Annotated in this window: 1 protein-coding gene; it reads left to right on the plus strand. The window is 59.9% G+C overall.

Annotation, left to right across the window (positions count from 1 at the left end; genetic code table 11):
* Window positions 1-41 precede the first annotated feature (41 nt).
* Window positions 42-312: DUF2471 family protein (locus QCE73_RS34140; RefSeq protein WP_309885353.1), on the plus strand; the 271-nt coding region annotated here is incomplete at its 3' end.

Raw genomic sequence — 312 nt, forward strand, 5'->3', positions numbered from 1 at the left:
TATTTGTACAGTACAATAAGACCGGCTGGAAGGGGTGGATCATGGAGTCGAATGGTGAAAACCTGAGCAGAAGGCAGTTCGCCCGCGCGGTGCATGACCTCGAGCGCATCACGCGTCAGATCGCGGGGCGTTACATCGATAAAGGAGTGCCGCTGACTTGGCGGCTGTTGCATGCCATCGAGGCGGAGGCCGTCGCGGACCTCGGATTCGCGGGACGACACGAAGCCGCCTTGCGCGAGCTGTTCGCGCGTCCCGATGACTTTCATTTCCCCGAAACCGATGACGTCGTCGACGTTGCATCCTCGGATGCCT

The organism is Caballeronia sp. LZ029 (assembly GCF_031451275.1).
Taxonomy (GTDB): domain Bacteria; phylum Pseudomonadota; class Gammaproteobacteria; order Burkholderiales; family Burkholderiaceae; genus Caballeronia; species Caballeronia jiangsuensis.